This is a genomic window from Rhodococcus sp. NPDC003318, from assembly GCF_042879035.1.
Taxonomy (GTDB): domain Bacteria; phylum Actinomycetota; class Actinomycetes; order Mycobacteriales; family Mycobacteriaceae; genus Rhodococcus_G.
The window spans coordinates 25314-37518 of the sequence record NZ_JBIAOU010000001.1; the positions used below are offsets into that span (position 1 = coordinate 25314).

Annotated in this window: 10 protein-coding genes and 1 riboswitch; of the genes, 6 read left to right on the top strand and 4 right to left on the bottom strand. The window is 70.2% G+C overall.

The genetic code is table 11. The features are described from left to right. The first annotated feature begins 48 nt into the window (after positions 1–48). The 4 genes from ACFYVR_RS00150 to ACFYVR_RS00165 all read left to right on the top strand — a co-directional run bounded on the left by ACFYVR_RS00150 (position 49) and on the right by ACFYVR_RS00165 (position 4955). Entirely contained in the window at positions 49–522 is a 474-nt protein-coding gene (locus ACFYVR_RS00150; RefSeq protein ID WP_387468578.1) for a bifunctional nuclease family protein, read from the top strand. Positions 523–802: 280 nt separating this feature from the next. After that, positions 803–1423 (top strand): MerR family transcriptional regulator, encoded by a 621-nt coding sequence (locus tag ACFYVR_RS00155; RefSeq protein WP_387468579.1) that lies wholly within the window; start codon positions 803–805, stop codon positions 1421–1423. Between the two features lie 99 nt (positions 1424–1522). Next, positions 1523–1619: riboswitch (glycine riboswitch) on the top strand. Positions 1620–1858: 239 nt separating this feature from the next. Continuing rightward, a complete protein-coding gene (gene gcvP / locus ACFYVR_RS00160) occupies positions 1859–4636 on the top strand; it encodes an aminomethyl-transferring glycine dehydrogenase (RefSeq protein ID WP_387470242.1) in 2778 nt (925 codons plus the stop codon). Between the two features lie 148 nt (positions 4637–4784). Further along, a complete protein-coding gene (locus tag ACFYVR_RS00165) occupies positions 4785–4955 on the top strand; it encodes a hypothetical protein (protein WP_387468580.1) in 171 nt (56 codons plus the stop codon). 22 nt (positions 4956–4977) lie between these two features. On the opposite strand, the gene ACFYVR_RS00170 is transcribed toward ACFYVR_RS00165, so the two are convergent. The 3 genes from ACFYVR_RS00170 to ACFYVR_RS00180 form a co-directional block, all read right to left on the bottom strand. Further along, complete coding sequence (locus ACFYVR_RS00170) at positions 4978–6684, bottom strand: substrate-binding domain-containing protein (protein ID WP_387468581.1); 1707 nt, start codon at positions 6682–6684, stop codon at positions 4978–4980. Positions 6685–6832: 148 nt separating this feature from the next. Then, entirely contained in the window at positions 6833–9016 is a 2184-nt protein-coding gene (locus ACFYVR_RS00175; protein WP_387468582.1) for a malate synthase G, read from the bottom strand. A 297-nt stretch (positions 9017–9313) separates the two neighbouring features. Further along, the gene (locus ACFYVR_RS00180) at positions 9314–9934 is read right to left on the bottom strand and encodes a PaaI family thioesterase (RefSeq protein WP_387468583.1); all 621 of its coding nucleotides are present in this window, start codon (positions 9932–9934) and stop codon (positions 9314–9316) included. A gap of 115 nt (positions 9935–10049) precedes the next feature. Here ACFYVR_RS00180 and ACFYVR_RS00185 point away from each other — a divergent pair, with 115 nt between their 5' ends. Continuing rightward, positions 10050–10856, top strand: a complete 807-nt coding sequence (locus ACFYVR_RS00185) for a class I SAM-dependent methyltransferase (protein ID WP_387468584.1) — start codon at positions 10050–10052, stop codon at positions 10854–10856. On the opposite strand, the gene ACFYVR_RS00190 is transcribed toward ACFYVR_RS00185, so the two are convergent. Beyond that, a complete protein-coding gene (locus ACFYVR_RS00190) occupies positions 10828–11484 on the bottom strand; it encodes a PaaI family thioesterase (RefSeq protein ID WP_387468585.1) in 657 nt (218 codons plus the stop codon). The genes ACFYVR_RS00185 and ACFYVR_RS00190 overlap by 29 nt on opposite strands. Before the next feature lie 156 nt (positions 11485–11640). Between ACFYVR_RS00190 and shbA the strand changes: the two genes are divergently transcribed. After that, entirely contained in the window at positions 11641–12204 is a 564-nt protein-coding gene (gene shbA, locus ACFYVR_RS00195) for an RNA polymerase sigma factor ShbA (protein ID WP_387468586.1), read from the top strand. Position 12205: the final 1 nt, after the last annotated feature.

Below are 12205 nucleotides of genomic sequence, written 5' to 3' on the forward strand. Positions count from 1 at the left end.
TCGGCATAGAATCGGTCGAAGCAACGGTTTTCACGGGAGGCGGGCGCAATGAGTGAGATGCGTGTGATCGGGATCCGTGTCGAGCAGCCGCAGAATTCGCCCGTGCTGTTGCTCCGGGAAGCGGATGGTGAGCGTTACCTCCCGATCTGGATCGGGCAGACGGAAGCGACCGCGATCGTCCTCGAGCAGCAGGGTGTCGAGCCGGCGCGGCCGTTGACCCACGACCTGATCAAGACCCTGATCGATGCGCTCGGTCATCGGCTGATCGAGGTGCGCATCGTCGACCTGCAGGAGGGCACCTTCTACGCGGATCTGGTGTTCGACAGGAACATCAGGGTGTCGGCGCGGCCGTCGGACTCGGTGGCGATCGCACTGCGCGTCGGTGTGCCGATCTACGCGGAGGAGTCCGTGCTCGCCGAGGCCGGTCTGGTGATGCCGGACGAGCGCGAGGACGAGGTCGAGAAGTTCAAGGAGTTCCTCGAATCGGTGTCCCCGGACGACTTCAAGGCGACCGACGGCTGAGCCGTCCGTGCGACCGACGACGGCTGAGCCATCCGTTCGTCCGACGGCTGAGCCGTCCGTGAGGAGTGGACGGTGGACGCGGAGTCCGGTCTCGAAAGCGTCTCACCTGCTCTGATTCAGCAACTCTCAGGCTAAGCTTGGGGAACCTTGGGCGTGTTGCGTTGACCGTGTGTTCGTGTGCCCATACCGTCTGGCCGACATGAACACGCACCATGTGATTCACCGGGCGTACGCTTGGGTGGATCCACGGTTCGGTTTTCCGTGCGAGAGGGAGCAGTCAGTGGTAGATCAGCCGCAGGACGCGGGTGTTCGTCAGCGCGTCGACGCCGAGGCGCCCGCCGAGGTGGTCGAGGTGGAGGACGTCCAGCCGGGGCTCTTTCCCGACGACTCCGTTCCTGACGAACTGGTCGGCTATCGCGTCCCGATCGCCTGCCAGATTGCGGGCATCACCTACCGGCAACTCGACTACTGGGCCCGGACGTCGCTGGTCGTGCCGTCGATTCGAGGGGCCGCCGGCTCGGGCAGCCAGCGCCTGTACTCGTTCAAGGACATCCTCGTCCTCAAGATCGTCAAGAGGCTCCTCGACACCGGGATCTCGTTGCAGAACATCCGGGTCGCGGTCGATCACCTCCGCAAGCGCGGGGTGGGCGACCTCGCCAAGATCACCCTGTTCTCCGACGGCACCACCGTCTACGAGTGCACGTCGCCGGAGGAGGTCGTCGACTTGTTGCAGGGCGGTCAGGGGGTGTTCGGTATCGCGGTGAGCGGTGCGATGCGTGAGCTGACCGGAACGATCGCCGACTTCCCGGCCGAGCGTGCCGACGGAGGCGAGAGCGCGCAGAGCCCCGAGGACGAGCTGGCGTCGCGTCGCAAGACCCGCGCGAACCGCAAGATCGGCTGATCGGACGCCACCGAGGCGCCGCGCGGTAGTGGCGCCTGCCACACCGCGACCGGCCGACGCGGGCCGCCGGTGGGATCTCGCCTAGAATCGTGGGTGCGTCGTCGCCGCATGGGAGAGTTCCGGAGAAGTTCGCCGGACGCCGAAGGAGCAGCACCTCCCCGTCAATCTCTCAGGCACCCAGGACCGTGCGGGCATCGGCGCCTCTGGAAAGCGGTGGGAGCACCCACCCGCCCACGGGGAAAGGGACCGGTCACCGATCAGGTGGCCCGGCCCCGAATCTCTCAGGCGCTCGCCCCGGCGAGCAGGCGACAGAGGGGGAGGAACGCACCGCGGCCCCGCGGTGTGGCCTCGGACCCCGCGGGAGTTGCCTTGTCAGACCAGTACAGCGCGTTCGTCGATCGTCACATCGGTCCCGACGCCACCGAACTCGGACGGATGCTGCACGTCATCGGCGTCGACGATCTGGACGCTCTCGCGGGCAAGGCGGTCCCGGCCGGCATCGTCGACACCGTCACCGACGGGATCAGCGCCGGCCTCGAGGTGCTTCCGCCCGCACTGTCCGAGCACGAGGTGCTCGCCGAACTGACCGCACTCGCGCAGCGCAACACCGTCGCCACGTCGATGATCGGTCTCGGCTACTACGACACCCTCACCCCGCCGGTGCTGGTGCGGAACCTGATCGAGAACCCCGCCTGGTACACCGCGTACACGCCCTACCAGCCGGAGATCAGCCAGGGCCGGCTCGAGGCGCTGCTGAACTTCCAGACGATGGTGTCCGACCTGACCGGCATGGAGGTCGCGAACTCGTCGATGCTGGACGAGGCCACCGCCGCGGCCGAGGCGATGACACTGCTGCGGCGCGCCGGGAAGTCGAAGTCCCCCCGGTTCGTGGTCGACACCGACCTGTTCCCGCAGACCCGCGCCGTCATCGAGACGCGTGCGACGCCGCTCGGGATCGAACTCGTCGACGCGGATCTGTCGCAGGGACTGCCGGACGGTGAGTTCTTCGGTGTGCTGGCGCAGCTGCCCGGCGCCTCCGGCCGCATCGTCGACCACGCGTCGCTGATCGCCGCCGCCCACGAGCGCGGCGCGCTGGTCGCGGTCGGCGCGGACCTGCTCGCACTGACCCTGCTGACCCCGCCCGGGGAACAGGGCGCGGACGCCTGCTTCGGTACCACCCAGCGGTTCGGTGTCCCGATGGGCTTCGGCGGACCGCACGCCGGCTATCTCGCCGTCCATTCCAAGCACGCCCGGCAGCTGCCCGGGCGTCTGGTCGGCGTCTCCGTCGACGCGGACGGAAACCCGGCGTACCGGCTCGCGCTGCAGACCCGCGAGCAGCACATCCGCCGTGAGAAGGCCACCTCGAACATCTGTACCGCACAGGTGCTCCTCGCGGTCCTCGCCGCGATGTACGCGAGCTACCACGGCGCCGAGGGGCTGACCGCGATCGCGCGGCGGGTCAACGCGGCCGCCCGGACCCTGGCCGCGGGCCTGCGCGCCGGTGGCGTCGAGGTCGTGCACGGGGAGTTCTTCGACACCGTCCTCGCCCGTGTCCCCGGTCGGGCCGCGGAGGTCGTCGCGAATGCCAAGGGCTGGAACGTCAACCTGCGGTTCGTCGACGCCGACCACGTCGGCGTCGCCTGCGACGAGGCCACCACGACCGCGCACCTGCAGTCGGTCCTCGCCGCGTTCGGTGTCCCCGGGGACCTGGATGCCGACACCCCGGCGTCCCTGCCCGTGGCGCTCGCCCGGACCTCGGAGTTCCTCACGCACCCGGCGTTCACCAGCCACCGCACCGAGACCGCGATGATGCGCTACCTGCGCAAGCTGTCCGACAAGGACATCGCCCTCGACCGCAGCATGATCCCGCTCGGCTCCTGCACGATGAAGCTCAACGCGGCCGCGGAGATGGAGGCCATCACGTGGCCGCAGTTCAACTCGCTGCACCCGTTCGCCCCGGCCGGTGACACCGAGGGCATCCGTGCGCTCATCGAGGACCTCGAGTCGTGGCTGGCCGCGATCACCGGCTACGACCGCGTCAGCCTGCAGCCGAACGCGGGCAGCCAGGGCGAGTACGCCGGACTGCTCGCGATCCGCAACTTCCACCTCAGCCGCGGCGACGACCACCGCGACACCTGCCTGATCCCGTCCAGTGCGCACGGCACCAACGCCGCGTCCGCGGTGATGGCCGGGATGCGCGTCGAGGTGGTCGCGTGCCGCCCCAACGGCGACGTCGACCTGGACGACCTGAAGGCGAAGATCGCCGACCACGCCGAGCGACTGGCCGCGATCATGATCACCTACCCCTCCACGCACGGGGTGTACGAGCACGAGGTCGCGGACCTCTGCGCCGCCGTCCACGACGCAGGTGGTCAGGTGTACGTCGACGGCGCGAACCTCAACGCCCTGGTCGGCCTGGCCCGCCCGGGCCGGTTCGGTGGTGACGTCAGCCACCTGAACCTGCACAAGACCTTCTGCATCCCGCACGGCGGCGGTGGTCCGGGCGTCGGACCGGTCGCGGTGCGTGCCCACCTGGCCGAGTTCCTGCCCGGGCACCCCCTCACGCCGGAACTCGGCAGCGGACCGACCGTGTCGGCCGCGCCGTACGGCAGTGCGTCGATTCTGCCGATCACCTGGGCGTACATCCGGATGATGGGTGCGGCCGGACTGCGGGAGGCGTCGCTGACCGCGATCGCGTCCGCCAACTACATCGCGCGCCGCCTCGACGAGCACTTCCCGGTGCTCTACACCGGTGACAACGGGATGGTCGCGCACGAGTGCATCGTCGACCTGCGTCCGCTCACCAAGGACACCGGCGTCACCGTCGACGATGTCGCGAAGCGGCTGGCGGACTACGGATTCCACGCGCCGACGATGAGCTTCCCGGTGGCGGGAACGCTGATGATCGAGCCGACCGAATCGGAGAACCTCGCCGAGATCGACCGGTTCTGCGACGCGATGGTCGCGATCCGCCGCGAGATCGACCGTGTCGGATCCGGTGAGTGGCCGGTGGACGACAACCCGCTGCGCGGGGCCCCGCACACCGCCTCCTGCCTCGTCGGGGACTGGCACCACCCGTACTCGCGCGAACTCGCCGTCTTCCCGGCCGGAACCGCGGACAAGATCTGGCCGCCGGTCCGTCGGATCGACGGCGCGCACGGCGACCGGAACCTGGTGTGCTCGTGCCCGCCGATCGAGGCGTTCAGCAGCTGATTTCGTTCCCACAGCGACCGTGAGCGACCCTCACGGTCGTTGTGGGCGGTCGCACCGCAGGGGACGATGGAGCGGTGCCCGAAACCCGGGCGGTCCGCAGCCGACGATCGACCGGGACACGGGAAATCCGCAATCGGAGGTCGGGATCATGTCTGCCACCCTCACCCGCATCGTCGCAGTGACCGCACTGACCGTCGGGATCGGCGCACTGGTCGCTCCGACGGCCACCGCCAAGGAACGACCACTCGGCAACGGTTCGCTCGCCATCTGCTTCGTCGTCCCGCTGCCGGGCTCCGCCGACGTCGAGTGGTGCCTCTGAGGCACAGTGGCGCGGCAGTCCGTCAGCCGAGCGTCGTCGCGAGCGCCTGCTGCAGTTCGGGCCCGGCCGCGTTCGGGACCGTGGTCATGGTCCCACCGGTCCGGTCGACGAGCTGCTGCAGCGTCGCGGCGTCGGAGTTCTCGCCGATCGCGATCACGTCGACCCGGACCGGACGGGCGGGGTCCGACGCCGCGGCGATCGCGCGGAGGAACTGGCTCGAGGTGAGGCTGTAGTCGTCGTTGGGGCCGTCGGTGACGAGCAGGATCGTGTTGGTCCTCCCCGCAACGTAGTCGGAGACCGCTGCGTCGTAGGCGGTGATGACGGACGGGTAGGTCGACGTCGCGGTGCCGGCCCGCACCGAGTCCAGTGCGCTGTCGATGCGGTCCCGGGTCTGCGACAGCGGCCCGGTGGGCACCGCGATCCGGTAGGGCCGGACGCCGTCGAGGCCGCGGGAGTACAGCCACAATCCGACTTCGGAGTCGTCGGGTGCGGTGGCGAGTTGCTCGGTCAACGCGGTCGAGACGTTGCCGAGCCGGGTGCCGCTCCCGTCGGACTGGGTCATCGACGCGGAGACGTCGAGCAGCACGGTGGCCGCGCGGGGGGTGGCCGGTGCGGTCAGGGGAGTGAGGACGGCGTTCGCGGCGGCGGGGTCGGCGCCGGCCAGCGACCCGTCCGGGGCCCCGGTGGTGAATCCCGCGGCGGTCAGCACCTCGGATTGCTCGGGAGCGCGCAGGAACTCGGCGAACTGGGCTGCGGCGCGGGAGCGAGTCTCGTCGACCCATCCGGCGCCGAGGACGACCGCCGGATGGTCGGCGACGGGCCCCGCCCCACCGGGCGCGTAGCCGCTCAGGTTGTCGGCACCGAGCGCGGTCAAGGCGGCGTCGGTCACGGCGACGGCGTGGAACGCGCCGGATGACGGATTGTCCTGCGCGGCAAGCGCGGTCAGTGCCTCCGCGGCCGTCGGCGGGACGTCGCCGAGGGCGCGCGAGCCCAGCCCCAGAGCGGTGAGCTGCCGCGTCGCGGCCTGCGACTCGGCCTGCGCGACCGTCACGGGTCCGGTGCCCGCGCCGGTCACCGCGGCCGTCACTGCCTGCCCGGCGAGACCCGTCGTGTCGGATGCGGGGGGCAGGGCCAGACCGAGAGTACGCCATCCGGGCAACCCCAGCGCCGGCAGCGACTCCGGGTCGGTCTGCAACCTCGCGAGATCCTGCCAGCCGATGCCGGCGCGAGTCAGGCCGTCGCGCAACGCATCCGGCACCGCCAGCACGACGGGGGACCAGGCCACCGATCTCGGCACCCCGCTGACCACGCCGGGAGTGTCGGCGAGGCGGGCGAGGGAGACCGAACTCTGCGGGATCCACAGCGCGGGAGCCGGACCCGGACCGGCCCACTGGCCGCCGTCCGCGCCGGCCAGCGCCGCGCCGACCGACTCGGACGAGGCATCCGTCACCGAGACGCGGACACAGTGGTCACGGATCACGGGCGCGGTCTCGTTGTAGTGATCGGCGATCGTGCGGACCGCCGTGGCGATGTCCGGGTCGGCCGCGACGTCGAGCACGGCGTCGCCCTCGACACAGGTCTGCGCGGCGGCGACACCCTGATCGGAGATCCGGTCCCGCAGCTGGAACCATCCGAGGACCGCGAGCACGAGCACGATCACGCACCCCACCGCGATCACCGGGCCCTTGCTGATACCCCGCCGTCCCGCTTCGTCGCGATGTCGCCCCACGTCGCCTCGTTTCCGGCCGCGAGGCCCACAATCCGATCCGTCATTCGTTCACCAGTCTACGGATCTCGGCAGACCACCCCGCGGCCGCGCCGAACGAGCGACGCCGCCCGACCACGGATGGTCGGACGGCGTCCCGGCAGAGGCGTGATCAGGCGTTCGCGGCCTTGTACTCGCGGCGGCGGCGGTGCAGGATCGGCTCGGTGTAGCCGCTCGGCTGCTTGCCGCCCTCGAGGATCAGCTCCTTCGCGGCCTGGAAGGCGATGTTGGAGTCGAAGTCCGGCGCCAGGTTCCGGTACGACGCGTCACCGGCGTTCTGCCGGTCGACCACCGGGGCCATCCGCTCGAGGCCGGCGACGACGTCGGCCTCGCTGACGATGCCGTGCCGCAACCAGTTCGCGAGCAGCTGGCTCGAGATCCGCAGTGTCGCACGGTCTTCCATGAGCGCGACGTCGTGGATGTCGGGCACCTTCGAGCAGCCGACACCGGCGTCGATCCACCGCACCACGTAACCGAGGATGGACTGGCAGTTGTTGTCGAGTTCCTCGCGCTTCTCGGCGTCCGACCAGTCCGTCGACGGTGCGAGCGGGATGGTGAGGATGTCGTCGACGGTGGCGCGGGGCGTGCCCTTCAGTGCGTCCTGCACCGCGAACACGTCCACCTGGTGGTAGTGGGTGGCGTGCAGCGTCGCGCCGGTGGGGGACGGCACCCACGCGGTGTTGGCGCCGGCCTTCGGGTGGCCGATCTTCTGCTCGATCATGTCGGCCATCAGGTCGGTCATCGCCCACATGCCCTTACCGATCTGCGCCTTGCCCTGCAGACCCGCGGCGAGGCCGGTGTCGACGTTCCAGTCCTCGTAGGCGGCGATCCAGCGCTGCTTCTTCATCTCCGCCTTGCGGACCATCGCACCGGCCTCCATGGAGGTGTGGATCTCGTCGCCGGTGCGGTCGAGGAAGCCGGTGTTGATGAACACCACCCGCTCGGACGCCTCCTTGATGCAGGCGGCCAGGTTGACGGTGGTGCGGCGCTCCTCGTCCATGATGCCGACCTTGAGGGTGTTGGTGGGCAGGCCGAGGACCTGCTCGACGCGGCCGAACAGTTCGGTGGTGAACGCGACCTCTTCGGGCCCGTGCTGCTTGGGCTTGACGATGTAGATCGATCCCGTGCGGCTGTTGTTCAGCGGGCCGTGGTCGTCGTCGGTGCTCAGCCCGTGCATGGCGGCGAGGCTGGTGACCAGGGCGTCGAGGATGCCTTCCGGGACCTCGTTCCCGTCGGCGTCGACGATCGCCGGGTTGGTCATCAGGTGGCCGACGTTGCGGACGAAGAGCAGCGAGCGGCCGTGCAGGGTCAGCTCGGAGCCGTCCGGCGCGGTGTAGGTGCGGTCGCCGTTCAGGGTGCGGGTCAGGGTCTTGCCGCCCTTGTCGAACGACTCCGACAGGTCGCCGCGGTTGAGGCCGAGCCAGTTGCGGTAGCCGACGACCTTGTCCTCGGCGTCGACGGCGGCGACGGAGTCCTCGAAGTCCATGATCGTGGTGATCGCCGATTCGAGCACGACGTCCTCGACGCCGGCGGCGTCCGTGGCCCCGATCGGGGAGGTCGCGTCGATCTGGATCTCGGCGTGCAGGCCGTTGTTGCGCAGCAGCACCGACGTCGGTGCGTCCTTGTCGCCGAGGTGGCCGACGAACTTCTCCGGCTGGGCGAGGCCGGTGACGACCTCGCCGCCGAGCTCGACCCGCAGGGTGGTCTCGTCGACGAAGTACCGGGTGGCCTCGGCGTGGCTGCCCTTCGCGAGCGGGGCGGCGGTGTCGAGGAAGGTACGCGCCCAGGCGATGACCTTGTCGCCGCGAACCTTGTTGTAGCCCTTGCCCTTCTCGGCGCCACCGTCCTCGGAGATCACGTCGGTGCCGTACAGCGCGTCGTACAGCGAACCCCACCGGGCGTTGGACGCGTTGAGCGCGAAGCGGGCGTTGAGGACCGGCACCACCAGCTGCGGGCCCGCGGTGGTCGCGATCTCGGCGTCCACGTTCGCCGTGGTGACCTCGAACGGGGCCGGGGTCGGCAGCAGGTAGCCGATCTCCTGCAGGAACGTCTTGTACGCGGCGGCGTCGTGCGGCCGGCCGGCACGCTCGCGATGCCAACCGTCGATCTGCGCCTGGAGGTCGTCGCGCTTGGCGAGCAGTGCCTTGTTCTTGGGCGCGAGGTCCTCGATGACCTTGACGGCGCCTGCCCAGAACGCGTCGGCGTCGACGCCGGTGCCGGGGACGGCCTCGGTGTTGACGAAGTCGAAGAGAACCTTGGCGATCCGAAGACCACCGACCTGCACGCGTTCAGTCATTGAACAGCCTCACTCTTTGTGGCGAGCGGTGTCCGTGTCGGGACACCGAACGGGACGACAACAATGTTACCCGGCGGTAGCAACCGGAGTGTTGAGTCCGGTGTTACTCGGGTTGCATCGACAGAAACAGCTCGAAAGCTGAGGCGCGTGAGGTGGGCGCCGACGAGTCGCGGACGTACGGTGGGCGCCCGGCAACAGTCTCGATCTCGATCCGGCGGTGTGGCCGGTCGAGACCAATCATACGGAGGGCTCGGCGGAACTCGACGCGGTGGTCGGGATCGCGGCGTGGCGCGCGGGTCAGTCCCGTGCCCACGCGGGGGTGACGAACACGCCCTCCGCCTCGACGGTGACACCCCCGGCGTCGGACAGCATGCCGACCACGAACGTCTTCACACCCTCGACGCGGTCGACGCACGCTTCGGCGCGCAGCGGACCGAGGGGTGTTCCGCGCCGGTACCGCAGCGCCAGCGTGCCGGTGAAGTTGGGTTTGTCGTTGGAGGCGGCGGTGACACCGCACAGCTGGTCGAGCACCAGCGCACAGACCCCGCCGTGGACGTGTCCGGGTGGACCCTCGTACGCGGCGCCGAGCGTGAACTCGCTCCAGTGCAGTCCGTCCGTGTTCCGTTCGATCGTCAGCGGGGGAGCGAGGGCGTTGCGCAGACCGATCACCGCGTTGCCCCACGGCATCGCCGTGCCGTGATCGGTGAACCGGACGCCGAAGGCGCCGTCGATCTGCCGTTCGCGCAGGCGCAGCGTCGCGGCCCGGACGATGGCCGCGACGTCGCGGATCGTGGCGTCGTCGACCTCGGTGCGGATCGTCGCGTCGACGAGTTCGCGGACCGCCTCGGTGAGCGGGCCGTAGAGGGCGGCCCTGCGAGCGATCTCGCCGGCGTCGATGTCCTCGCGTGTGAATCGCACCCGGAACCCCCATTTCTGGACACATGTCTGGACTGATGTGTGAATCTAGGGCCTCGGCCGTGGTCTGTCCAGGAAAACCGCGGCGATGCGCATCGAACCGCGCGATGATGGAGACATGCAGTTCGCCGCACCGGCCGAACGGTACGACCGGTACATGGGGCGCTACACACCGACGCTCGCGGTCGCGCTCGCCGACGCCGCGGGACTGGCGCCGGACAGTCGGGTCTGCGACGTCGGCTGCGGTCCCGGCGGCCTGACCCGCGAACTCGTCGACCGGGTGGGCTCCGCCCACGTGGCCGCGATCGATCCGGCACCCCAGTTCGTCGCGGCCTGCCGGGAACGCAACCCCGGCGCCGACGTCCGCGTCGGCGTCGCCGAGCACCTGCCCTGGGCGGACGGGGAGTTCGACGCGACGCTGTCGTCTCTCGTGGTGGGTTTCCTGACCGACCCCGACCTCGGCATCCGTGAAATGGCGCGGGTGACCCGACCGGGCGGCACCGTCGCCGCCTGCATGTGGGACATCGCCGACGGCGGGATGACCATGCTGCGCGTGTTCTGGACGGCGGTCCGCCGGGTCGACGCCGGTGCGACCGGCGAGTCGGCACTGCCGGGCACCTCCGACGGCGACATCGCCGAGCGCTTCCGCCGCGCGGGCCTGACCGGTGTCGTCGCCGGGGCCCTCACGGCCCGCGCCGACTACACCGGCTTCGACGACTTCTGGGAACCGTTCACCTTCGGGGTCGGCCCGGCCGGGCAGTACCTCGAGTCGCTGCCGCCCGCGGCGCGCGAGACGGTGCGCGAGGAGTGCCGCGCGGTGCTGCCGTCCGGGCGCTTCACCCTCGATGCCCGCGCCTGGTACGCCCGGGCCACGGTGCCTGCGCTCCGACCGGACGTCACCGGTCGCTCGGGCCGGTCGCGCTGATGAAGAGACCCTCCGCCTCCACGGTGACGCCCGCGGCATCGGACAGCGTGCCCGCGACGAGTGCCTTCCGGCCGTCGACGCTCGTCACCCGGGCCTCGCCGCGGAGCTCGCCCAGCGGGGTGCCGCGCAGATGGCGCAGTGTCAGTGTCCCGGTGAAACGTCGGGCGGTCGCGCTGGCTGTGACGCCGAGCAGATGGTCGAGGACGAGCGCGCAGATGCCGCCGTGCACGTGGCCGGGCACACCCTCGTACGCCGCGCCGAGTGTCACGGTCGTCCAGTGCCGGCCGGTCACGTCCGATTCGACGACCAGCGGCGGCGCCAGCGCATTGCGCAGTCCGACGCCCGCATTGCCCCACGCGAAGGATGTCCCGTCCGAGGTTCGGCGCATCCCGAACGCGCCGTCGACCTGCCGCGCCCGCAGTCGCCGCGTCGCGGTCCGGATCGTCGCCTCGATCTCGCGGATCGTGTCGTCGTCGACCTCGGTGCGGATCGTGGCGTCGACGAGGTCGCGCACCACCTCCGCGAACGGCCCGTAGAGGGCCTTGCGTCTCTCGTACTCGTCGACGTCGATGTCGTCCGGGGTCAGTTCCACCTGTGCCGCCTTCGTCTCGGGCCGACCGGTTCGCATCGACGGTAGTGGCCGCGTCCACCCGGTGCGGCCGATTCCCGCCCACGCCGAAACCCGCTCGGGGTGGTGGACAAACCCCACCCAGGGATGGTGGTCCGACGGCGCCCGGGGTCGGAAGGTGAAAAGGCACCGACCTTCCGCACGAGAGGACCAGCCGTGGCCGACACCGAAACACACCAGATTCTCCGGCAATGGCTGCCGCGTGCCGTCTCGGGTGAGCCGCACGCCGTCGGGATGGTGGTGGGATCCGTACACCCGCACGTGGTGGACTACTGCGCCGCACGTATGGATCGCCACACCCGTGCCCACACCCCCGTCGAGGACGTCGCCCAGGAGGTGTGCCTGGCGTTGATGCGGGCCCTGCCACGGTTCCGCGACCGGGGCGGCTCGTTGCTCCGGTTCACATTCGGGATCGCCGCGCACAAGGTGGCCGATGCGCGGCGGGCCGCCGGACGCCGCGGACCGACACCGGTCCGTGCGGTTCCCGAGTCCGGACCGGAGGAGACGGTGCTCGACGACGAGTTGCGCTTGTCGGTGCGGGAACTCGTGGACCGCCTGCCCGAGGGTCAGCGTCATGTGCTGCAGTTGCGGATCGTTCAGGGCCTCAGCGCCGAACGGACAGCAGAGCTGCTCGGCACCACGGCCGGTGCGGTGCGCGTCGCGCAGCACCGAGCGCTGCAACGAATACGGTTGCAGCTCAACGAGTCCGGACACGGCTGAG

Bases quoted from the DNA above. Each gene is read 5' to 3' on its own strand.
- ACFYVR_RS00150 (WP_387468578.1), top strand. From the start codon at position 49: ATGAGTGAGATGCGTGTGATCGGGATCCGTGTCGAGCAGCCGCAGAAT.
- gcvP (WP_387470242.1), top strand. From the start codon at position 1,859: ATGCTGCACGTCATCGGCGTCGACGATCTGGACGCTCTCGCGGGCAAG.
- ACFYVR_RS00165 (WP_387468580.1), top strand. From the start codon at position 4,785: ATGTCTGCCACCCTCACCCGCATCGTCGCAGTGACCGCACTGACCGTC.
- ACFYVR_RS00175 (WP_387468582.1), bottom strand. From the start codon at position 9,016: ATGACTGAACGCGTGCAGGTCGGTGGTCTTCGGATCGCCAAGGTTCTC.
- ACFYVR_RS00185 (WP_387468584.1), top strand. From the start codon at position 10,050: ATGCAGTTCGCCGCACCGGCCGAACGGTACGACCGGTACATGGGGCGC.
- ACFYVR_RS00190 (WP_387468585.1), bottom strand. From the start codon at position 11,484: ATGCGAACCGGTCGGCCCGAGACGAAGGCGGCACAGGTGGAACTGACC.